This window comes from Carnobacterium sp. (assembly GCF_040274945.1).
Taxonomy (GTDB): domain Bacteria; phylum Bacillota; class Bacilli; order Lactobacillales; family Carnobacteriaceae; genus Carnobacterium_B.
The window spans coordinates 77,416-99,505 of sequence record NZ_JBEMAR010000011.1 but is presented as its reverse complement, the minus strand read 5'-3'; the positions used below and the strand labels follow the sequence as shown (position 1 = coordinate 99,505).

15 protein-coding genes and 1 pseudogene are annotated in these 22,090 nt (G+C 36.4%); 1 reads left to right on the top strand and 15 read right to left on the bottom strand.

From position 1 onward, the window contains the following. Nucleotides 1–27: 27 nt before the first annotated feature. The 3 genes from pflB to parE all read right to left on the bottom strand — a co-directional run bounded on the left by pflB (nt 28) and on the right by parE (nt 6,964). On the bottom strand, nt 28–2,256 hold the full coding sequence (pflB, locus tag ABS916_RS11780) for a formate C-acetyltransferase (protein ID WP_350452078.1): 2,229 nt from the start codon (nt 2,254–2,256) through the stop codon (nt 28–30). A 264-nt stretch (nt 2,257–2,520) separates the two neighbouring features. Then, nucleotides 2,521–4,974: a DNA topoisomerase IV subunit A gene (gene parC, locus ABS916_RS11775; RefSeq protein WP_350452077.1), complete on the bottom strand. Its 2,454-nt coding sequence runs from the start codon at nt 4,972–4,974 to the stop codon at nt 2,521–2,523. After that, nucleotides 4,964–6,964, bottom strand: a complete 2,001-nt coding sequence (gene parE, locus ABS916_RS11770; protein ID WP_350452076.1) for a DNA topoisomerase IV subunit B — start codon at nt 6,962–6,964, stop codon at nt 4,964–4,966. The genes parC and parE overlap by 11 nt, the downstream gene beginning before the upstream one ends. Before the next feature lie 473 nt (nt 6,965–7,437). Between parE and plsY the strand changes: the two genes are divergently transcribed. Further along, nucleotides 7,438–8,052 carry a glycerol-3-phosphate 1-O-acyltransferase PlsY gene (gene plsY, locus ABS916_RS11765; protein WP_350452096.1) on the top strand — a complete coding sequence of 205 codons (615 nt, stop codon included), beginning with the start codon at nt 7,438–7,440 and terminating at the stop codon, nt 8,050–8,052. Nucleotides 8,053–8,109: 57 nt separating this feature from the next. Here plsY and ABS916_RS11760 read toward each other — a convergent pair whose 3' ends face one another. From ABS916_RS11760 to ABS916_RS11705, 12 genes and pseudogenes are all read right to left on the bottom strand, one after another. Then, nucleotides 8,110–8,985, bottom strand: a complete 876-nt coding sequence (locus ABS916_RS11760; RefSeq protein WP_350452075.1) for an aldose 1-epimerase family protein — start codon at nt 8,983–8,985, stop codon at nt 8,110–8,112. A gap of 119 nt (nt 8,986–9,104) precedes the next feature. Further along, entirely contained in the window at nt 9,105–9,914 is an 810-nt protein-coding gene (gene codY, locus ABS916_RS11755) for a GTP-sensing pleiotropic transcriptional regulator CodY (protein ID WP_350452074.1), read from the bottom strand. Nucleotides 9,915–9,935: 21 nt separating this feature from the next. After that, entirely contained in the window at nt 9,936–11,357 is a 1,422-nt protein-coding gene (hslU, locus tag ABS916_RS11750; RefSeq protein WP_350452095.1) for an ATP-dependent protease ATPase subunit HslU, read from the bottom strand. Nucleotides 11,358–11,372: 15 nt separating this feature from the next. Further along, nucleotides 11,373–11,912: an ATP-dependent protease subunit HslV gene (hslV, locus tag ABS916_RS11745; RefSeq protein ID WP_350452073.1), complete on the bottom strand. Its 540-nt coding sequence runs from the start codon at nt 11,910–11,912 to the stop codon at nt 11,373–11,375. 29 nt (nt 11,913–11,941) lie between these two features. Continuing rightward, nucleotides 11,942–12,841, bottom strand: a complete 900-nt coding sequence (xerC, locus tag ABS916_RS11740) for a tyrosine recombinase XerC (protein ID WP_350452072.1) — start codon at nt 12,839–12,841, stop codon at nt 11,942–11,944. Between the two features lie 229 nt (nt 12,842–13,070). Next, nucleotides 13,071–15,149 carry a type I DNA topoisomerase gene (gene topA / locus ABS916_RS11735; RefSeq protein WP_350452071.1) on the bottom strand — a complete coding sequence of 693 codons (2,079 nt, stop codon included), beginning with the start codon at nt 15,147–15,149 and terminating at the stop codon, nt 13,071–13,073. A gap of 266 nt (nt 15,150–15,415) precedes the next feature. Next, nucleotides 15,416–16,285 carry a DNA-processing protein DprA gene (gene dprA / locus ABS916_RS11730; protein ID WP_350452070.1) on the bottom strand — a complete coding sequence of 290 codons (870 nt, stop codon included), beginning with the start codon at nt 16,283–16,285 and terminating at the stop codon, nt 15,416–15,418. A gap of 287 nt (nt 16,286–16,572) precedes the next feature. Further along, a complete protein-coding gene (locus ABS916_RS11725; protein ID WP_350452069.1) occupies nt 16,573–17,085 on the bottom strand; it encodes an adenine phosphoribosyltransferase in 513 nt (170 codons plus the stop codon). 23 nt (nt 17,086–17,108) lie between these two features. Then, nucleotides 17,109–19,160: pseudogene (gene recJ, locus ABS916_RS11720) on the bottom strand (single-stranded-DNA-specific exonuclease RecJ); the annotation flags it as partial. Nucleotides 19,161–20,006: 846 nt separating this feature from the next. Then, nucleotides 20,007–20,330 (bottom strand): single-stranded DNA exonuclease RecJ, encoded by a 324-nt coding sequence (locus ABS916_RS11715; protein ID WP_350452067.1) that lies wholly within the window; start codon nt 20,328–20,330, stop codon nt 20,007–20,009. 195 nt (nt 20,331–20,525) lie between these two features. Continuing rightward, nucleotides 20,526–21,392 carry a DegV family protein gene (locus ABS916_RS11710; RefSeq protein ID WP_350452066.1) on the bottom strand — a complete coding sequence of 289 codons (867 nt, stop codon included), beginning with the start codon at nt 21,390–21,392 and terminating at the stop codon, nt 20,526–20,528. A 2-nt stretch (nt 21,393–21,394) separates the two neighbouring features. Beyond that, a complete protein-coding gene (locus ABS916_RS11705) occupies nt 21,395–21,982 on the bottom strand; it encodes a DUF1836 domain-containing protein (protein WP_350452065.1) in 588 nt (195 codons plus the stop codon). Between the last annotated feature and the right edge of the window lie 108 nt (nt 21,983–22,090).

Below are 22,090 nucleotides of genomic sequence, written 5' to 3'. Positions count from 1 at the left end.
GATGACTCCTTTTATCATTTTTAAACGTTACATGCTATCGTGCATGGTACGATTAATGACATCTAATTGTTGTTCACGGGTTAATTTAATAAAGTTAACGGCATAGCCTGATACACGGATAGTTAATTGCGGATAATTTTCCGGATGATCCATCGCGTCAACTAAGGTTTCGCGATTAAAGACATTAACATTTAAATGGTGTCCGCCTTTTTTAGCATAACCATCTAATAGACTTGCTAAGTTTTCTTGTTGAATGTCGTCTTCTTTTCCTAAAGCTTTAGGAATAATAGAGAAGGTATTTGAAATACCATCTAGTGAGTATTTATAAGGAATTTTAGCTACAGAAGTTAAACTTGCTAAAGCTCCATGTGTATCTCTGCCATGCATTGGATTCGCACCAGGTGCAAATGGTTCTCCAGAACGACGTCCATCTGGTGTATTCCCTGTTTTTTTACCATAAACTACATTGGATGTAATCGTTAAAATTGAAGTAGTATGAACAGCATTACGGTATGCTGGATGTTTTTTAACTTTTGTCATAAATGTTTTTAACAACCAAATTCCGATATCATCTACACGGTCATCATTGTTCCCGAATTTAGGGTAATCTCCTTCGATTTCATAATCAACTACCAAACCATTTTCATCACGGATCGTTTTTACTTTTGCGTGTTTGATTGCAGATAATGAGTCGACTGCTACGGAAAATCCTGCAATACCTGTGGCCATTGTTCTCATAATATCACTATCATGTAACGCCATTTCAATGCGTTCATATGAATATTTATCATGCATAAAGTGAATGATATTTAAAGTATTTAAATACAATCCAGCAATCCATTCTAATAATACATCGTATTTCTCCATTACTTCGTCATAGTCTAAGTACTCTGAAGTGATGGATTGGTATTTTGGAGCAACTTGATCTTTTGTTTTTTCATCTACCCCACCATTGATTGCATATAAGAGCGTTTTAGCTAAATTAGCACGTGCTCCGAAGAACTGCATTTGTTTCCCAATACGCATAGCCGAAACACAACAAGCAATTCCATAATCATCACCCCACTCTAAGCGCATGATGTCATCATTTTCATATTGGATCGCACTTGACGCAATAGAAGCTTTTGCACAAAACTTTTTAAAGTTCTCAGGAAGTCTTGTAGACCATAGTACTGTTAAGTTTGGTTCTGGAGCAGGACCTAAGTTAGAGAGTGTGTGTAAGAAACGGTAACTGTTTTTTGTTACTAGATGTCTTCCATCGTCACCTACACCAGCAATGGCTTCTGTTACCCATGTAGGATCACCTGAGAACAAATCATTGTATTCTGGAGTACGTGCAAATTTTACTAAACGTAATTTCATAATAAAATGATCTGTGATCTCTTGTGCTTCAACTTCAGTAAGAATACCTTGTGCTAGATCACGTTCAATGTAAATATCCAAAAATGTAGATGTGCGTCCCAGAGACATTGCAGCTCCATTTTGTTCTTTTACAGCAGCTAAATAACCAAGATACAACCACTGGAAGGCTTCTTGTGTCGTTTGAGCTGGTTTTGAAATATCAAATCCGTAAATCCTTCCTAACTCATTCAGTTCATTTAAAGCACGGATTTGTTCATTTAATTCTTCACGATCGCGTATGATGTCCTCACTCATAGTCCCGTAACCTTTATTAGCTAAATCTTTTTTCTTTTCTTCAATCAAACGATCAACACCATACAAAGCAACACGTCTATAGTCACCAATGATACGTCCACGCCCGTAAGCATCTGGTAAACCGGTAATTACACCACTACGTCTTGCAGCACGAATTTCAGGTGTGTAAGCATCGAATACCCCTTGATTATGTGTTTTACGGTAATCTCTAAAAATATGCGAAACTTCCGGATCGATTTCATACCCATATGATTCTGCTGCTAGTTCACTCATTCGGATACCACCAAATGGTTGTAGTCCACGTTTAAAAGGTTTATCGGTTTGGAATCCTGTAATGCGTTCTAGTTCTTTATTTAAGTAACCGGCTTCATGAGAAGTGATAGAGGAAACAACTTTAGTATCCATATCTAATACTCCGCCTGCATCACGTTCTTTAGTGTTCAACTCCATTACTTGTTTCCATAATAATTCAGTAGCCTCTGTAGGACCTTCTAAAAATTCATCTGTCCCATCATAAGGTTTATAATTCTGTTGAATAAAGTCACGTACATTGATTTCTTCTTGCCACACTCTTCCTTTAAAGCCCTTCCATTGTTCCATAATCAAACTTCCTCCTTTTTATCCGTTGAACCAATCTAACAGATTCTTCATGCTCATTATAACACGAAATAAAAACAAATCAATTAATTTTAGTTACTAAAATAATATTTAACGTTTAATAAACATTATCTTAAAGGGATTAACCCGAATTTTGTTTCTTTTATTATCTGTGTATTTTCGTGCGATTTTTCACAAAAACATGAACTGTAATACTAATTATAAAACAGACAAAAAAAGATGTAGCTGTTAAGCTACATCTTCTTTCTATTTTGTCTCTTTAGTTAATAAATCCTTTTTGATCTCAATAGGTGTTCCATCTGCCACTTCATCCAAGATAAATGATCCGTTTGAATAACGATCGCTCATAGCGTAGGACGCACTAGATAGAGAAATTTCTTTCCCTTTCGAAGTTAGGATAACAAAATGGTCTTCTTTAGTTGCTTCAAAAGCAAAAGCTACACGATGAGGATTTTTCTTTAATTCTCTTAAGAGTAATAACCCTCGTTTAGCTCTTCCTAATGATTCAAAATCAAGAATGTTCATTTTTTTAATCGATCCACGATGCGTTAAAATCATTAATTCTTTTTTAGCGGCTTCAACATCTATTAAAACACCATTTATAACGTAGTCGCCTTCTTTAAGGTTAATTGATTTTACACCTGCCGCTTTTGAACCGACAACCGGAACTTCTTCTAAAGAATAACGCAAGCCAAATCCTCTATGAGTGACTAAGAAGACATCTTTTAACAATGGGTTTTCTGTATAAATAATGTTTATCAGTTCATCCGTACTTGTTTTAAGTTTTATTGCTGAAAATGATTTATTTTTATAGTTACGTCCAATAACGTACTCTGAAACAGCCGTTTGCTTAATGTACCCTTCTTTAGTAATAAAGGTAAATGTTGCTTGAGGTAGTTGCTGCGTAATGCCAAAAACTTTCACAACTGTTTCATCGGCAGAAAAAGCAATATTTTGTGATAAATGCTCTCCCATATCTTTCCATTTCAAATCAGAAATTTCATTAACTGGACGGTAAATGATATTCCCTTTGCTGGTAAATAGCAAAAGATGATTCAATGTATTCAGCTGTTGAATGTAGAGTGGATAATCGCCTTCTTTTATTCCCATCTCATTAGGTTTAGAAGCACCGTATGAACGCAGACTGGTTCTCTTAATGTATCCTTCTTTTGTGACAGAAACCATAACTTCTTCAGATGCAATTAGAACTTCAGTATCAATTTTCAATTCTTCGATTTGATCCTGGATAATGGTCAGTCGAGGTGAAGCGTAATTTTTCTTCACTTCGGCTAATTCTTTTTTCATCACTTTATCTAGTTCTTTAGAACTTGATAAGATTTTGTTATAAGATGCGATAGCTTTATCTAAAGAAGCAGCCTCATTTTCTAATGCTGTAATATCCGTATTTGTTAATCGATACAGTTGCAAAGAAACAATAGCTTCAGCTTGAATTTCGGTAAAATCAAAACGTTCAATCAGATTTTCTTTTGCATTTTTCTTATCTTTACTGCTACGAATAGCATCTATGACTTGATCTAGAATAGATAAAGCTTTAATGAGACCAGAAACGATGTGTTGTCTACTTTCAGCTTTACGAAGATTGTAATTTGTTCTTCTAGTAAGCACTTCTCGTTTATGTTCTAAATAAGCCTCAAGCATTCTATTGATTCCAGATTGTTTAGGTCTTTGTTTATCAATTGCAACCATATTAAAATTGTAAGCAACTTGTAAATCAGTATTTTTCAATAAATAGTTTAAAATCCCATTTGCATTAGCTTCTTTTTTTAATTCAACCACAATTTGAAGTCCGTTACGATCGGATTCATCACGTACTTCAGCAATACCGTCAACTTTTTTATTCAACCGAATTTCATCCATTTTACGAACTAAAACAGCTTTATTTACTTCATATGGAATTTCATTGATTACGATTTGTTCTTTGCCGCCTCTAACTTCTTCGATTCGGGTTTTAGAACGGACAATAATCTTTCCTTTTCCAGTTTCATAAGCTTGTTTTATTCCAGCTACACCTTGTAGAATAGCTCCAGTTGGAAAATCAGGTCCTTTAATGTGCTGCATTAAATCTGTTACAGATGCATTTGGATGGTCAATTAGGTGAATCGTCGCATCAATCACCTCTCCTAAATTATGAGGAGGGATATCTGTTGCGTAACCAGCAGAGATTCCTGTAGCCCCATTTACAAGTAAATTAGGGTAACTAGCTGGAAATACCGTTGGTTCTTCATCTGTATCATCAAAGTTTAGAACAAAATCAACGGTTTCCTTATCAATATCTCTAACTAGTTCAGCAGATATTTTTGATAGACGTGCTTCCGTATACCGCATAGCTGCCGGTGGATCTCCATCCATACTCCCGTTGTTCCCATGCATTTCAATCAAGACTTCTCGTTGTTTCCAATCTTGACTTAATCGGACCATCGCCTCATAGACACTGCTGTCCCCATGTGGGTGATAATTCCCGATTACATTTCCGACTGTCTTGGCAGACTTTCTAAAACCTTTGTCTGCCGTATTGCCCTCTACGTTCATTGCATATAAAATTCGGCGTTGAACCGGTTTTAAACCATCCCGAATATCTGGTAAAGCTCGTTCTTGAATAATATATTTTGAATAGCGTCCAAAACGATCTCCCATTACTTCTTCCAGGGTCAACTCCTGAATATCCGCTCTATTCTCCATCTTCGACACTTCCTTCATCTACTGTTTCAATTTGATCCATAATTTGACTGTTTTCTAAAATACTGCCGCCTTCTTCGAACGTAAACTCTACATGAGATTCAATCCATTTACGTCTAGGTTCTACTTTATCTCCCATTAAGACAGAGACGCGTTTTTCAGCTTGAGCAGCATCATCGATTTTCACTCGAATCAATGTGCGCGTATCTGGGTTCATCGTTGTATCCCATAGTTGGTCTGCATTCATTTCACCCAGCCCTTTGTAGCGTTGCAAAATATAATTTTTGCCAAAGTCTTTTGTGACTTGAACCAATTCGTCATCTGTCCATGCATAAGCAATCTTTTCTTTTTTGCCAATACCTCTAGATAGTTTATATAACGGTGGTAAAGCTAAATAAACTTTTCCTGCTTCAAAAAGTGGTTTCATGTAACGATAAAAGAAAGTTAGCAACAGTGTTTGAATATGCGCTCCATCGGTATCCGCATCGGTCATGATGATGATTTTATCGTAGTTGCAGTCTGCAATATCAAATTCTGGACCTACACCTGCACCGATCGTATAGATCATAGTGCTAATTTCTTCGTTTTTCATCACATCTTGTAATTTAGCTTTTTCCGTGTTGATGACTTTTCCACGAAGAGGCAAGATGGCTTGAAATTTACGGTCTCGGCCTTGTTTAGCCGAACCACCAGCTGAATCTCCCTCTACCAAGTACAATTCATTCCGTTTAGCATTTTTACTTTGAGCCGGTGTTAATTTACCAGACAAAAGGGTATCATTTTTTTTGCGCTTCTTGCCATTACGACTTTCTTCACGCGCTTTTCTAGCCGCGTCACGTGCTTCTCTTGCTTTTAAGGCCTTACGGATCAATTGTTGGCTAAGATCGCCATTTTCAATCAAATAAAAGTTTAATTGATCACTGACAACTGTCTCTACAGCTGATCTAGCTTGTGGAGTACCTAATTTGCTTTTCGTTTGACCTTCAAATTGCAAAAGATTCTCTGGTATACGAATAGAAATAACGGCTGCTAGACCTTCTCTAAAGTCTGTACCTTCTAAGTTTTTATCTTTTTCTTTCAGTAAATTAACTTTGCGCGCGTATTCATTAAACGTCTTCGTGATGGCTGTCTTCATACCCGCTTCATGGGTACCACCATCTTTCGTCCGTACGTTGTTAACAAAAGATAAAATCGTTTCAGAATAGCCGTCATTGTATTGAAAAGAAAATTCAACTTCAATCTCGTTATTTTCACCTTCAAAATAGGCTACGGGTGTCAAATTGTCTTTGTCTTCATTCAAATAACTGACAAATTCTTTAATCCCTTCTTCGTAATAAAAAACTTCTGCTTGTTCGTTTCGTTCATCGGTTAAAGTTATACGCAAACCTTTTAATAAGAAAGCTGATTCTCGTAATCGTTCTGCCAACACATCGTACGATAAGTTCGTTGTGGTAAAAATCGTAGGATCAGGTTTGAAATGGACAATGGTTCCATTTTTTTCATTAGTGGTTTTAATTTTCTTTAGCGATCCTTTGGGTTTTCCACCCTCAATAAATTTTTGTTGGTAATGGACACCTTCACGAATGATGGTAACGGTAAGCCATTCAGACAATGCGTTAACCACGCTTGCGCCCACACCATGCAGACCTCCTGAAGTCTTATAGCCACCCTGGCCAAATTTACCTCCTGCATGCAATACTGTGAAAATAACTTGGACAGTAGGGATTCCAGATGAATGCATTCCAATTGGCATACCGCGTCCATTGTCTTTGACACTGATGCTATTGTCTTTGTGCAACGTGACATCTATCTCAGTTCCAAAACCGGATAACGCTTCATCAACTGAATTATCCACTATTTCGTAAACTAAATGGTGCAACCCACGTGCATCCGTAGAACCGATATACATACCTGGTCTTTTTCGTACTGCTTCTAATCCTTCTAATACTTGGATTGAATCATCATTATAATCTTTATTTAACTCTTTTGGCATACTAAAACTCCTTAAGGCTTTAAACATAAAGTGATTCCTACTTATCTGTTCAACAAAACAACGGGCATTATTTTAACTGAACACAAGTAGTTTCTTGCTTTATCTTAAAGTTTTCTCTAGTCTCTTTTTATTTCTCCAGCAGGGTTAACCCATGCTAGCATCAATCAACTGCTTCATTTTAGTGAAGCACCTTTTTAATCATACTCTATATTTTAAGGAATAGAAAGCACTAAACAGTAGTTTTTTTTATAAAAACCGAAAATATGTTCGCCTTGAAATAAGAAGATTTCTCTTCTCATTAAACAATTTATTTTTTTGAATTGCAAGCTAAGAGAGAAATGATTCTTAATTAGCTTTCGATGGGCTTTGTGAATAAAACGGTTTTTACCTAGCCTTCTAATACGATAAATGGTAAAATGATGAATACGTTATTCTAACTATGTATACTGCAATTCAAGGAGAGAAATTTGTTGATTAAAATCATACTCATGTTTATTATTGCTTATCTATTAGGTTCGATCCCTTCAGGTGTTTGGGTCGGGAAAAAGATTTACGGAAAAGATATTCGTCAGTTTGGCAGTGGAAACTCTGGAACAACGAATACATTTAGAGTGCTAGGGAAAACTGCTGGAACGGTCGTATTGTTAGCTGATGTATTAAAAGGAACACTGGCTGCTTGTTTGCCTTTATTTTTTCATGTGCCAATCAACCCAATGGTGATCGGTTTAGGAGCTATCCTCGGTCATACGTACCCCATATTTGCTCAATTTAAAGGTGGCAAGGCGGTCGCCACAAGTGCAGGTGTTTTGTTAGCCTACAACCCGCCATTCTTTATTTATAGTGTCTGTCTATTCTTAGTCTTATTATTCTTAACTAGAATGGTAAGTCTGTCAAGTATGATCTCATTACCACTTATTACCCTTTCGAGTTTAATTATAGGGGATTGGATTTTAACAACCATTGCATTTATCTTAACCCTCTTTATTATTTATAGACATCGAGAAAATATTAAACGTATTCGGAACGGTACAGAAAGTAAAGTTCCATTTGGTTTAGGGTATAAAAAAGATGAGAAAGATTCTTTTTAATAGAACGTAACATCAAAGGAACTGGGACATCATGTCTCAGTTCCTTTTTGTCTGTATTTAAGTTAGAGAGATTGTATAGTTAGCAGAAAATGATTCTGAACCCTCTAGTTGTTGTATACCAAGTTTGTCTTTCAACTCACCTGTAAATTCACTTGAATCTGCAAGACCATACCAAGGCTCGATACAAACAAAAGGAGCTTCTTTTTTAGGAGGAGACCAGATACCTGTATAGGGAAAGCCTTCAAAAGCGATTGATACGGAATGAGTTGTTTTTTCAGAGTTAATTGAAAAAATATTTTTTCCTTTGGTTTCATAGATCAGAGCATCATTATCAAATAAGGCTCTTTTTAAATCGATCTCTGTATTGGTTTGAGCTAACGTGGTACTTTCTAAATCTAAGTATGGACCGACTAATGGAATTTGGCGACGAGATCGTCTAGGTAAAAACGTTAAATAATAATCTTCAAACGTGGTATCACTAGTCAGTGGAACATTGAATCCAGGGTGACCTCCAATAGAAAAATACATCACTTCAGATTCGTGTGTGTTTTTTACAAAATAGCTGACGTTAACCGTGTTTTTCTCTAGGGTATACGTTAACGATAATTGAAAATCAAATGGATAGTGTTCTTTTGTCTGCAATGAAGAAGTGGTCGTTAACCGCACCGTTGTCTCTGTTTGTTCTTCTACTTGAAAGTCACTATCTCTTGCAAACCCGTGTTGATTCAAGGCATATGTTTTTCCATTGTACCGGTATTCATCATTTTTTAAACGCCCTACAACTGGAAATAAAACAGGCGCTTTTCTGCCCCAAAAAGCTGGGTCTCCTTGCCATAAGTATTCTAATCCTTCATCCGTACGTTTGATACTTTGAAGTTCAGCACCCTTTGTAGAAATAGATACCGTTAACAGATCGTTCTTTAATGTGATCATTTTTGTTTGCCTCCTCATTTGCAACTCATTCTCTATCTTTACCAAAATATACGGATGTAAAAAAGCAATCCTTTACTAATGATAAGTTAAAGGATTACTTAGTATACTATAAAAATTCATTAATAAATCGATTCTTTCTCCAATGCATCAATAAATTTTTCGTTCTGTACTTTAATATAGGTGCCTTTCATTCCTAATGATCTGGATTCAATAATGCCGCCAGATTCTAACTTACGTAAGGCATTAACAATGACCGAACGGGTGATGCCAACTTTATCTGCTACATTAGAAGCGGTTATGCGACCTTCAGTACCGTCTAATTCTTCAAAAATAGCCTTGATAGCCTTTAGTTCACTATAAGACAGCGTCTTGATCGCCATCTGTACAGTTGCCGTATTACGAGCAGATTCAGCGATTTGAGTAGACTTCTTAAACAAAATCTCTATTCCAACAACCGTTGCTGCATGTTCCCCTAAGATTAAATCAGTGTCATCAAACACTGGCTGCAAGCGCGCGAGTAAAAGTGTCCCTAATCGCTGACCTGCTACAAATACAGGTATGACTGTCGTCAAGCCCTCTACAAACATATCTCTTGTTTCAATCGGAAAGACGGTATAGTCACTTTCAATATCAATATTGGCTCTTGTTTCATAAATTTCCAACATACTGCGTGTGTATTTTTCGGGGAACTTTTCATCCACTAACATTTGTTTCACACGTTCGTTATTGATTTCATGTTTTTCATGATAGCCGAGTAAATTTCCAGCGTCATCAATCAAATAGGTGTTTGCATTAAGAATATCGCCTAATACAATCGCCATATCAGTGAAAGCTAATTCTCCATCTGTTGAAGAATCCGTCTTTACTACGCCACCTTTTGTTTGTAACAAATAATTAATTTTTCGCATTTTTTGCAGTAAATCATTCATGAGAAGCCTCCACCATTCTTTTTATAAAATGTAGCGACTTAAATCTTTGTCTTCTACAATGTGTTCGATTTTTTCATTGACATAATTTTCAGTAATGGTAATGTCTCCCATTTGCATATCGGGTGCTTCAAATAATAAATCTTCTAGTAATTTTTCTAAAATCGTATGCAAACGTCTGGCTCCGATATTATCCGTTTCATGATTTACTTGATAAGCAATTGCAGCTAACCGTTCAATCGATTCATACGTAAATGTGATATTGACATTTTCAGTCCCTAACATCGCAATATATTGTTTGAGTAACGCATTATTTGGTTCTGTTAGAATCTTAACAAAATCTTCTTTGGTGAGGTCATCCAACTCTACACGAATAGGAAATCTTCCTTGCAATTCTGGAATCAAGTCACTTGGTTTAGAAACATGAAATGCTCCAGAAGCAATAAATAGGATATGGTCTGTTTGAATCGGACCATATTTTGTGCTAACTTGTGACCCCTCAACGATTGGCAATATGTCTCGTTGGACACCTTCTCGAGAGACAGTTCCACTATTTTCATTTTTAGAAGTGATTTTATCAAACTCGTCTATGAAGATAATACCAGCATTTTGAGCCAGATCTACAGCCATTGACTGGATGTCTTCTTGATTGACTAATTTAGCTGATTCTTCTTGGGTAAACAATTCAATGGCTTTCTTTACAGTAACCGTCCGTTTAACTTTAGACTTCGGACGTAATGCACCTAATGTTTCATTTAAATCAATACCCATTTGTTCCAATCCGGCACCCATAGGAGAGTTCATTGATTTTTTTTGACTTTCTACTTGTATCGTCAGTTCTCTTTCATCTAAAAGGCCATGACGAATTTGTTGTTTCATTTTTTCACGGTCTGTTGAAATGGCTTCTGTTACTTCTTCTTCCTCTTCTTCAGCTTGTGGGGCTAATTGATTAGGATCTACACCCATGGTTTTAAACATCGATTCAAAAGGGTTGCTACTCGTATTTTGGCGTTTTTCTTTTTTGATTCCTGGTATCAATAGTTTTACGATACGCTCAATGGCATTTTTTTCTGCTCGAGAAAAAACTTGTGAGTACTGTTGTTTTTCTACAATTTGAATCGACGCTTCTACTAAATCACGCACCATGGATTCAACATCTCGTCCAATGTATCCAACTTCTGTGAATTTAGTAGCTTCCACTTTTACAAAGGGCGCTTGAACAATGGTAGCTAAACGTCGCGCAATCTCTGTTTTACCAACCCCTGTTGCACCAATCATTAATAAATTTTTAGGCGTGATTTCTTTTTGCATATCTTCATTTAATTTTAAACGTCTTTGTCGGTTGCGTAGGGCGACAGCAACTGACTTTTTAGCCATTGTTTGTCCAATAATGTATTTATCTAACTCAGCAACGATCTCTCTTGGAGTCATGTCTTCTTTAGTCATCATTTAGTTCACTCCTTATAGTTCTTCAACAATAATATTGTGATTTGTAAATACACAGATGTCTGCAGCAGTTGTTAAGCTTTCTTGAGCAATTTGAGCTGCAGTTAGATCTTTCCCAAGTTTTTTTAACGCTCGTCCAGCAGCTAGAGCAAAGTTTCCACCCGAACCGATGGCTAATATCCCATCATCTGGTTGGATAACTTCCCCGCCACCCGATACCATCAACATCTCTTCTTTGTTCATTACGATCAGCAATGCTTCAAGTTTTTGCATGGCACGATCCGAACGCCATTCTTGAGCTAATTCTACAGCTGCACGAGTTAGATTTCCTTTGTATTCATGTAATTTAGCTTCAAATTTCTCTTCTAGAGTAAAGGCATCTGCCACACTTCCAGCAAACCCGACCAACACTTCATCATTGTAAATGCGTCGAACTTTTCGAGCAGTGCCTTTCATGATGACTTGTTCACCCATCGTTACTTGCCCATCTCCGGCCATGGCACATTTTCCATCATGCTGAATAGCAAAAATAGTTGTTGCATGAAATTCTGTCATTGTTTTTTCCTCCAGTCAATTATCCAAACTTAGGCTCTTGGATGAAATTGGCGATAATTTTTTTGTAAAAGATCTTTAGTCACATGAGCATATATCTGAGTTGAAGATAAACTCGCATGGCCCAATAGTTCTTGCACAGTCCGCATGTCAGCCCCATTATTCAGTAAATGAGTCGCAAAGGAATGACGCAACATATGCGGATGGATATCAGATGTTAAGCTGCTTTTTTTAATGACTTGGTTTAAAACGTATTCGATACCAGTGGCTGTTATTGGATCACCATGATGATTAACAAATAAAAAATCATGGATTCGTTTGTGTTTTGTCATTAAAGGGGTACGACTTTTTTCCATATAATCGCGGATAGCAACAGCGGCATAATGGCCAAACGGAACATAGCGCTCTTTATTCCCTTTACCACGAATCAATAAAACACTTAATTCAAAATCAATGTCTTTCAATTTAATGCCGCTACATTCGCTCACTCGTATACCCGTACCATATAGCACCTCTAGTATAGCTTCATTGCGAAAATCTAGTGGCCCTTCACCTTTTACTGCTTCAAATAAAGCATCCATTTCTTTTTCATAAAAAAACTTAGGTAAACGAAGCGTTTTCTTTTTGAGATGGACATAAGAGAACGGATTGTCTTTAACCAACTGATTTTTTAATAAGAATTGATAAAATGCGCGTAAGCTCGAAATTTTTCTTGAAATACTATTTCGACTTAGCCCTTGTTCATTTAATTCACCTAAATAGATACGGACATCTTGAAGAGTGACGCTATTAAAATCTGTATCCCCAGTTTGATTTAAAAATAATTCAAAATGAGTGATATCTTCTTGATACGCTTTTTTAGTCAGCTCAGAATAGTGTCTTTCAGTAATCAAATACTGCAAAAAAGTCTCTTTAATCGTTTGATCTACCAAGAATAATCCCTCCACTCCTACAACAAAGCTACTTTATCATACAAATATTTAGATTACAATCGATTAAGATTTAAATTAATTGAATTTTAAAACAATTCAGCTATTCTAAAACAAATGTCATTAAATACGGAAGAATTCAGAAAGGAATCTTGACTTATATGCAAAAATACTAGTTAAGCGAGAGTCATTTCTACTCAAACTTAACTAGTATTTATTTTAGTTAGCCGTATTATTTTTGGACTTCTTCTTTATAATCACAATTGCTACAGATAACCTGTTTGCTGCCTTTTGCTTTTTTCTCTACTAAATAATGTTCACATTTCGGACAGTTGCGTCCAACTGGTTTATCCCATGAGACGAATTCACATGTTGGGTAACGGTCGCAACCATAAAAAATACGATTTTTCTTCGATTTTCGTTCAATTACATGTCCTTCACCACATACTGGGCAAGCAACACCAATTTCTTTTACAATCGGTTTGGTGTTTCGGCAATCAGGAAAATTGCTGCACGCATAGAATTTTCCATAACGACCCAACTTAATCACCATAGGATGTCCGCAAAGCTCACAGTCAAATCCAGCCGGTTCATCTTTGATCTGAACTTTTTCCATGTTCTCTTCTGCTTTTTCGACTTCTATAGCAAACGGTTGATAGAATTGATCGATAACTTTTTCCCATTCTTTATTGCCTTCTTCGACTTCATCCAGATCTTTTTCCATATCTGCAGTAAAGTGAACATCCACGATTTGAGGGAAAAATTCATTGATGAGTCCATTTACAATTGCACCAAGTTCAGTTACTTCAAAACGTTTACTTTGGAGCTTAACATAATACCTGCGTTGAATAGTTTCCAATGTTGGAGCATACGTAGAAGGACGACCTACACCGTTATCTTCCAGCACACGAATCAATGTCGATTCAGAGAAACGAGCAGGTGGTTGAGTGAAATGTTGTTTTGGTTCGATATCGATTGACTTAACTTTATCGCCTTTTTCCATCTCGGGTAGCAAGTTTTCTTTTTCTTCTTTACCTTCATCGTTGCCTTCAATATAGACTTTTTGATAACCAGGAAATTTCACTTTAGACCCATTTGCTCTAAAATAAATATCTTTTTGAGCAATATCGACCTTCATAGTATCGAATACAGCAGGAGTCATTTGACTAGCTACTAATCGTGACCAGATCAGATTGTATAATTTATACTGGTCTTTTGTCAGATATTTTTCAACTTCTTTTGGTGTCCGTAATACACTGGAAGGACGAATCCCTTCATGGGCATCTTGGTCGCCTTCAGCTTTTTTCCCTATTCGAGGTTTAGACGCTGCGTATTCTGGTCCAAATTCTTTGATGATGTATTCCGCGGCTTCATTTTTAGCCGAAAGAGCGATCCTAGTGGAATCCGTACGCATATACGTGATCAAACCAACAGCCCCGCCACGACCTAACGAAATCCCTTCATAAAGTTGTTGGGCAACCATCATCGTTTTACGTGTTCTAAAATTTAATTTTCTTGCGGCTTCTTGTTGTAGACTACTTGTCTTAAATGGAAGCGCCGGATTTCTTAACCGTTCTTTTTTCGTAACAGACATGACTTCGAACTGATCGCCATCTAGTTCTTTAATAATTTTTTGGACATCTTCAGCATTACCTAAAGCTTGTTTTTTTCCTTTTAAACCATAAAAATTAGCTTTGAATTTTTTCTTATCTTTTTTGAAATTAGCACCGATCGACCAATACTCTTCCGGTTCAAATCGATTGATTTCATCTTCTCGCTCACAAATCAGCTTCAATGCTACAGATTGTACTCTTCCTGCACTTAAGCCTTTTTTAACTTTTTTCCACAAAATTGGACTGATGGTATATCCAACAAGTCGGTCTAGTATTCTTCGAGCTTGTTGTGAATTTACCAAATCCATATTAATGGAACGTGGTTCTTTGAAGGCATTTTTTACAGCGTCCTTTGTAATTTCGTTAAAAACCACACGATTTTTGTCTGTTACATCAAGTCCTAATAAAAAGCTTAGATGCCAGGCAATTGCTTCCCCTTCTCTATCCGGGTCAGCTGCGAGAAAAACTTTTTCAGCTTTTTTTGCGTATTTTTTTAATTCCTTGATTAAAGGACCTTTGCCTCGTATAGAAATATACTCAGGTTGGTAATTGTTTTCAACGTCGACGGCCATACGACTTTTAGGAAGGTCACGGATGTGTCCTAAACTAGCAACAACTTTATAATTTCGACCTAAATATTTTTCAATTGTTTTTGCTTTAGCAGGTGATTCTACAATCACCAGGTATTTATATGCCAATGAAATGCTCCTCTCAAATGAGCGTGTTTTTTTACTAATTCAGTCGTTCTCTAATCTATAATTGAAATCGTTAATCATCTTATGCTATCTTTAGGTACTTTGTCAACCATCCTTATTTACATTTGTGAAAATAGATAGCATATAATAGAAGAAAAAAACAGTTTTCTCCCTTTGAAAACCTTTCCTTTTTTATCCTTTCACCCTTTTACTCTTAGTATTAAAAAAAACTTCAAAAAAACAGTTTGACTGTTTTTTTGAAGCGTTTTTTATCTATTTAGCTCTTCTAAAATATGCTGTGGCGATAAGACACATTTTGCGCCATGTAAGATTAGATCATTGGTACCTTCTGAATAAGGATTTGTGATATCTCCAGGTACAGCAAAAACTTCACGCCCCTCTTGCAAGGCTAGATTAGCTGTAATCAAACTGCCACTGCGATACTTAGCTTCAATGACCAATGTCCCTAACGAAAGACCCGCAATAATTCGGTTGCGCATCGGAAAATGGTGTTTCAACGGCTTAGTGCCTATTGGGTATTCAGAGATTAGTAAATGATTCCTAGCGATTTCACTTTGTAACGATTCATTTTCAAAGGGGTAGTAGTGATCTAATCCCGTCCCTATGATGCCAATCGTCCGTCCGCCTAGTTCAATGGTTTTCTGGTGAACTGCTTTATCAATTCCTTTAGCTAATCCACTTACCGTTATGATCTCATGACTAATCAATTCAGGCAATAAAAGGGTTAAGGCTTTTTCGCCATAAGAACTAGTCAAACGAGATCCAACGATGGCAAGTAATTGATGATTGAGCAACGAAAGATCTCCTTGATAGAATAACAATGCCGGTGGATTATAGATGTGCTTTAAGTATTCAGGATACGTTTTATCCAAAATAGAAATCCATTTGATCTGTTTATTATCGTACTCATCCAAACTTTTCTCTAAATCAACAGCGTCAAAACTATCTATAAATAATCTTGTATTTGTTGAATTTAGTTGGGCACAACTAGCTAGTTCATAAGCGGTTAAATAAGGGTTATCTATTAAGGCTGAGAGCATACGAATGCGGCTCGTTGCACCAATCCCTTTACATAAAGTTAAATGAAATAGCATCTGATTTAGACTTGTTGTTTGCATGTCACACTCTCCTTTTCCATTGCAAAACGCTCATACTCTTTAAGTAATTTCCGCAATTAAAGGAAAATGTCATCTTTTACAAAAAAATAGCACAAAAAAAGGCTGGAACAAAAATCCCAGCCTCTTCTCTATATACGAATATCTATTCTAAAACGTGCTCCAAAAAGCAGACCCGACGTCCATTTCACGAATAATGCTCGATGGTCGATGACCATACTGCGCTTATTCGTTCCAATGATTCGGGCCTAAACGCTTTTTGTACCACTCTCCTTTTTTGCTAAATGGTATTAATACTCCATTAAAGCTAAAATATCGTATCCTTTAATTTTGTCACGACCATTTAAGTCTTTTAATTCAACTAGAAAAGCAGTTCCAACAACTATTCCACCAAGTTTTTCAATCAATTCGATTGTTGCAGCAATCGTTCCACCAGTAGCTAATAAATCATCACAAACAAGAACTTTTTGTCCAGGTTTGATGGCATCTTGATGGATCTGCAAGGTATCTTTTCCGTATTCTAAACCATACGTAACTTCAATCGTTTCACGAGGTAACTTCCCTTTTTTACGTGCAGGAGCGAAGCCAATGCCCATTTCATAAGCTACCGGGCAGCCAACAATAAAGCCGCGTGCTTCAGGTCCAACGATCATTTCAACGCCTTTGTCTTTTGCATATTTCACAATTTCGTTCGTGGCAAAACGGTAAGCTTCTCCATCCGCCATTAAAGGAGAAATATCACGAAAAACAATTCCTTTTTCAGGAAAATCAGGGACATCTGCAATATATTTTTTTAAATCCATTGAAACTTTTCCTCCATTCAATTTTAAGGTGTTGCTTTTAGTTGTTGTTTCATCCAATTCTCCAACTCAGAAAAATGACTGTAAACAAAAAAGTTTTCAGATTGAATTTGTTTTAGTCGTTTTTGATAAGCTGCTGCTTGCTCTAATTCTTTTTTCTGAACGTCTTTAACGACATTCATAACACCATCTGTTATTGTAACAAATCCTATCTCTAAAAACACTGAAATAATAAAAATTAAATTATTTTCCTTAATTTTTAAATGAGTAGCTAATAAATTCAGTTTATTCCGAACATCAATATCGACATGTGTTGCTGTGTACTTAAAGACTTGTCCAAATTGACTACGATTTGGCATCCCATTTAAATACAGTTCTTCTCGGTTATAAAAACAAGCAATAATTTTTTCGGGACTAGACTGAGCTAAGAGATCTTTGACCAATTCAATATCAAAAGGACAATCAACAAAAATCAATTGAGTCGTTTTCATTTCAAATTGCGAAAAAGAATCAGGAGTCGTTAAGGCATGACGATAACTCTTATCCGATAAAAGATGCGCATATTGTTCAACGTTTTGTTGGTCAAAAAAGACAAAGTCTGCTTCTTCAATCTTCCATAACGATGAGGGTATCTGAGTACTTCTAGAATCAAAGACTTGTACGCCTTCAATGGCTAAATCTTCTAACATTAGTTGTGTTTTGCGCGAACCATTCCATTCGTTGATAGCTAATTTACCTACTACAGAAATAGCTGAATGTAGTCCTATTTCTTCCGCAACAGGACCAAACTGAAAACCGATCACGTCTAGAAAAGCGTTATCTTCTGAAAATTTCATTTTTAAGTGCGCTTGGTCTCCGCCAATTCGGCGAACATCTTGAGACTCAACATTTTTAAAAAGGAAGGTCGGTTTAAGATTATCCGTACCAAATGGAGCTAAACGGTTTAATTCTTCCACTACTTCCACAGTTGCTTCTTTGATGCTCAACTGGCCGTCTATTTGTGTTTCTTCACCCAATTCTTGTGCTACGCCATTTTCAATTGCATATTGATTGAGTTCATTTTGAATGCGTTCAATGTTTTCTAAAGGAACAGTTAAACCAGCGGCCATATGATGTCCACCAAACGTAGTGGTAAATTCTCGAACAGTATCCAACGCATGATACAAATTGAATGCCGGTATACTCCTACCAGAACCTTTAGCTAAACCTTTAGCTGGATCAATGTTCATGACTAAAGCAGGTTTTCCAGTTTTGCCTACAATTTTACTAGCTACGATACCTAAGACACCTTCATGCCAGTCTTCTTTTGCCAAAACATAGACATCTGAATCTACATCCTTTTTTTCAATCATATCAAATGCTTCATTCGTTATCGTAGAAACATAAGCTTGACGTTCGATATTTTTTTCTTGGACCAACTGTGCTAGCGAGGCTGCTTCTTCATCATCAAAAGTCGTCAATAATTCAACAGCTGGAGAGGCATCCCCCAATCGTCCAACTGCATTCAGGCGCGGTCCTATAATAAATCCAACGGTTTCTTCATCAATTTCTTCACGTTTTATTTTTGCTAATTGAAATAAAGCGGATAAACCGATGCGTTGGGTATTTTGTAACACAACCAAACCTTGCATCACTAAAGCACGATTCTCGTCCGTTAAAGAGACTAGGTCGGCTATCGTTCCTAAAGCAACCAAATCTAACAATTCTACCGGTATTTCTCCTAATAATGCCGTTGCTAATTTAAAAGCAACCCCCACTCCAGATAATTCTCCAAAAGGGTACGAACCCTTTGGATGTCTAGGATGAATAACAGCATAAGCCGCGGGCAATGTATTTGGCAATTCATGGTGATCCGTTACAATGACATCTATTCCTAATGTTTTTGCCCGATCAATCGCATCATGTCCAGCGACACCGTTGTCACAAGTGACAATCAATTGTGTACCTTGTTCAATTAAGCGTTCAAAGGCTTCTACATTAGGTCCGTATCCATCTGTGAAACGATTTGGAATGTAGTAGTTAACTTCTCCACCAATCATTTCAATCGTTTCTTTTAACACAGCTGTACTTGTGACACCATATAGTGATAGGTAACCTTTTGAACTGATCTCCAGGTTTTCCCCCACTCCACACCGTGCGTGAGACTTTCACCTCACACGGCGTTCCATCGTTCTAGACTGTCTAAACTTAAAGTTGCCTATCGCAAATTAGATAAAAAGTATAAATGCTTTACGCATATGGTTAGAAAAAAATAGTTGAATGTAAGTTATCTAATCACTGGGCCACTCTAGTTTATAAAGATAGTCTAAATCGATTCGAGCCCCTCCCTCCACTATTTGTTATCATAGCTTCATCGGTACTATGGCTCTACTTTCACTTAGGTAAATTAGCTTATTGTACCCTTACGAGATTTTCGTCTAAACTGTTTCATTTGCTGGTAAAAGCATCCACACCCTAAGCTTCATACGTTCCAATCCAATTATCTTGTTCTATATATCCTTAGGTTTCTTCTATGGGCCGTTGCACTTGATTATCCCTTTAAGATAATATGGTATTTCATAACGTCAGATTTTTACTCTACCACATGCAATAAGATTAGCTTAAGGCGCAATCTTAACGCTGCATTTCTACATCGCCTACGTATCGACTCGTACATTCGAAAATTCGTCAGTTTCCTTTAAGAAACATTCTAACCATAGATACTTTCTAAGACCCCCAGCCTATCAAAAGCACAATCCACCTCTGGATTTTTTTCGTGTAAGGAACGTACCTTACTTACGGCTTTTTTCAGCTGACTTCACCGAGCTTTATACTTTTGAGTTTTTACCTATCCAAAAGCATATCGGAGGATTAGGGGAGCCGTTTCAAGACGTTACTCTCTCATTCCAACTCTCATTAGATCAGTTCTCCATGTCCTAGTAAAACTAAAGACATGTGCACAAACTTTTCACTTGTGAACGTATCGCACCTGCATCATAGTCGCCATAAATCGTTATTTGTTCTCCTTGTTCAACTGCATCTGTGATCCGAGAAACCGCATTTTCCATGTCATGCATCAAATAAGGGTCATAGATCCAGGATTCATCAGGCTTAAGGAATCGTTCTATTTTTTCTCTAGAATCTAAGCCTCTTTGTAAACACAATTCAATAAACAAAGGAGACAAGTTTAATGCTTTACTTAAATCTGTTACTATTTCAGTATTAGTGTTTTGTTCTTTTAATTTCCATTTTGTACGTGATTTCAACAAATTATCTCACTCCTAACTGCACCATTATATCAAAAATAATAGGTATAGATATAGTATTTCTTCCTTTTAAAACAGAACATGAATGGTCATTGAAAAAACTCAGCTTAACCCAACTACCTAATGAATCATCACTGGGACAACAAAAAAAGATCGGACAGGTTGTCCGATCTTTTAATTGACTGATTTAACTCAGTCTTAATCTTCTATAATATGAACACCGATCCCAATTAATCCAGGACCCGTATGCACTCCTAAAGCTGGACTGATTTGATCTTCAAATAGTGTAACAAAATTTGGCAATTTCTTTTTAAGTTCTAGTCGAATATCGTCAACTTGGACCTCGGCTGTCTTACCACCATAAGCAATTGCTAAATGGTATTTTTTTGCATCCCCTGCAAATTCAGTTGCTAAATCAATAGCTCGTTGAATACTCTTTTTATTTCCGCGCACTTTTGCAACTGTATGATAAATTCCATTGTCGTTACAAGAAATAACGGGTTTCAAATTTAAAACATTTCCTAAAATAGAAGATACTAATCCGATACGTCCACCTTTTTGCAAATATTCTAGAGTTGGTACATGGAAAAATATTTTAGATTTTTTGACGTCTTGCTTTAATTTTTCTTTAATAACTTCCCATTCCAGTTCTTTTTCAACATACTCTGCAGCCTGAATAGCTAAAAACCCACTACCAATTCCAATGTTTTTAGTATCTAAAGTAAAGACGTCTAGTCCTTCAATATTTTCAGCCATTAAACGAACCATATTGTTTGTCCCGCTTAGCCCGCTTGAAATGGTAACAGCAATAACCTTTTCATAACCTTCATTTTTGAATTCTTGTAACATTTCACTAATCACTTCACCACTTGGTAAAGAAGTTTTTGGTATCTCTTGTTCTAAACGATCGTATACATCTTGCGCATGAATATCTACCTTATCGGTGTATTCTTTATCTTTATAGATAATTTTTAAAGGAATGACTTTCATATTGGCTTTATTGACGACCTCTATAGGCACATCCGAACCTGAATCAACTAAGAAACCTATTTTTTGTTTATTCATGCTTACTCCTCCAACTTTTTGGTTTTATTTTTTTTCTTTTCGTTCTCTTCTTGCTGTACATGGGCCAAATAGAGAACTTTTTCAGTAACAATTTTTGTAGCAACAGCTATTGTGGCTGTTCGAACAATCAAAGTTGTATTATCTGTACTATCCGGCAATAACGGTTTTTTATCAGCTTGCCTCACATGAGAAGCAACAGCTCTTAGAGCATACTCTTGTTCAGTACAAAACAAATCATACGCTTCTCTAATCCCACTTATGGACGCTTGATAAAGAATACCTTCTTTTACTTCAGGAATCGTGACCACTTGTTTTAAAATTGAAATAGCAATTAAATACGCTAAATGTTTTTTTGTGTATCGTTTCTTTACTGGAGGAGGAATCAATCCTAATTTAACATAGTTATTGATCATCGACGAAGTAATAATTTGTTTTTGATCACTCACTTTAAAAATAGCTAGATAGCGTTCAATCAGATTTAAAACTTGATCCATATAAAGATCAAAATCAGGTAATTCTTCCCATCTCGGAAAAGTATATTGGCTTATTTCATTTGACCATTCTAATAAATCTTCCTCAATTTTATGCATATAATCACCTTTTTATCTCATTTCTATTAATAATAGTTTAACACAATTGCTTTCACTAGACAAACTAGTTTTACATACTAGATTGTTAAAATAAAAATGAATTTTAGT

Bases quoted from the DNA above. Each gene is read 5' to 3' on its own strand.
- pflB (WP_350452078.1), bottom strand. From the start codon at position 2,256: ATGGAACAATGGAAGGGCTTTAAAGGAAGAGTGTGGCAAGAAGAAATC.
- parC (WP_350452077.1), bottom strand. From the start codon at position 4,974: ATGGAGAATAGAGCGGATATTCAGGAGTTGACCCTGGAAGAAGTAATG.
- parE (WP_350452076.1), bottom strand. From the start codon at position 6,964: ATGCCAAAAGAGTTAAATAAAGATTATAATGATGATTCAATCCAAGTA.
- ABS916_RS11760 (WP_350452075.1), bottom strand. From the start codon at position 8,985: ATGATCACATTAAAGAACGATCTGTTAACGGTATCTATTTCTACAAAG.
- codY (WP_350452074.1), bottom strand. From the start codon at position 9,914: ATGAATGATTTACTGCAAAAAATGCGAAAAATTAATTATTTGTTACAA.
- hslU (WP_350452095.1), bottom strand. From the start codon at position 11,357: ATGACTAAAGAAGACATGACTCCAAGAGAGATCGTTGCTGAGTTAGAT.
- hslV (WP_350452073.1), bottom strand. From the start codon at position 11,912: ATGACAGAATTTCATGCAACAACTATTTTTGCTATTCAGCATGATGGA.
- dprA (WP_350452070.1), bottom strand. From the start codon at position 16,285: ATGCAAACAACAAGTCTAAATCAGATGCTATTTCATTTAACTTTATGT.
- ABS916_RS11725 (WP_350452069.1), bottom strand. From the start codon at position 17,085: ATGGATTTAAAAAAATATATTGCAGATGTCCCTGATTTTCCTGAAAAA.
- ABS916_RS11710 (WP_350452066.1), bottom strand. From the start codon at position 21,392: ATGAATAAACAAAAAATAGGTTTCTTAGTTGATTCAGGTTCGGATGTG.
- ABS916_RS11705 (WP_350452065.1), bottom strand. From the start codon at position 21,982: ATGCATAAAATTGAGGAAGATTTATTAGAATGGTCAAATGAAATAAGC.